The 1141-nt window shown below is 70.8% G+C and carries 2 protein-coding genes; both read left to right on the top strand.

Features of this window, described 5'->3' with window-relative positions; translation table 11 throughout:
- The coding region (locus ACFWPJ_RS33445; RefSeq protein WP_378857613.1) for a hypothetical protein at positions 1–686 on the top strand (686 nt) is incomplete at its 5' end.
- On the top strand, positions 683–1141 hold a 459-nt coding region (locus tag ACFWPJ_RS33440; protein ID WP_378857611.1), incomplete at its 3' end, for a hypothetical protein. The genes ACFWPJ_RS33445 and ACFWPJ_RS33440, both read left to right, overlap by 4 nt.

Genomic DNA, 1141 nt, shown 5'->3' with positions numbered 1-1141 from the left:
CCGCCGCACGGGCCGGCGGAGGACCCCATGAATGGATCGACCACGTCCGCGAGCGCGGTCAAGACGGCATCCGCGGGCGGGCAGGGGCATTCCTGCGGCCCGCGCAACCGGTCGACCGCGCGGCCCTGCTGGCCCGACTGGATGGTGATGTCTGCGTTCTGGCGGTTGCGACAGGAGTGCACGCGCTCTACCTCCACCGCGATCCGATCATGGCCGCTGCCGAGATCGGCTCGAGCCAGGCGGTGGAACGCAGCCTGCGCACCCGCTCACAGCGGCTAGGTCTGCTCGCAGGACTTCTCCAGGTCAGCGGACCCGAGGCCGAAACCTTGTGGGGCCGAACGCGATGGCTCGATGTGGCCGTCATCGCTACCAGGGATCTGTCCGTTGCTGACCTGCGTGAGCGCTGGTGTGAGATGGCCCGCGCCGACAGCACCGGCCCGCGCCTGGAAACCACCGCTCTGGCCGAGGCTGGGATCGCCCCCGCGCCCGGGCTGCCGGATCCTTACCACGTCCTCGACATGGTCGTCGACCACGCGCAGCGGCAACGACCTCCCGGCGTGCTGATCGAGGCCGCCGTCGCCGCGACCCGACCAGTACAGATCGCGCCCACCGAGGGCGAGCCAGACCCCGCTGATCTGCTGCCGCTATTCAGCCACCGCGAGCTCGGACCGGACACCGGGCGATGACTCGGCCACCACCAGCCCGCGTCGTCGCTGACCTGCCTGTCCAGCAGGCCCAGCGCCTCTCGGCCGTTCACAGGGTTGCCCGCCAGGTCGCCCTCGCTCGCCGCGACACCGACTACTCCATAGACCTCGAAGCCCTCGAGCGCGAACGCAGCGTCGCCGAAATCATCGCCGCCTCCCACGGCATCCCCGCGATCTGGGTCGCCCAAGCCCGCGAAACCGGCGCCGCCGAACAGGACTGGCACCCCGACACCGTCCTGCGGCAGACCCATCGCCAAGCCAACCCACGCCGCTCCGCCCGCCGGGTGGTCGACGACACCGCCCGACTGGCCGACATGGCCGCTACCGCGGCCGTGCGCGAGTACCTGCTCACCAATTCCGGCGATCCCGCACAACCCCATCCGGGGGGGGCCGAACCACACCCACACACAAAGACACCCCCACACACCCCCCGACAC

Source organism: Nocardia sp. NPDC058497 (assembly GCF_042720195.1).
In the GTDB taxonomy this organism is placed as follows: domain Bacteria; phylum Actinomycetota; class Actinomycetes; order Mycobacteriales; family Mycobacteriaceae; genus Nocardia.
Note: the sequence above shows the minus strand (reverse complement) of the source record. Positions and strands in the feature narration are given on the sequence as shown.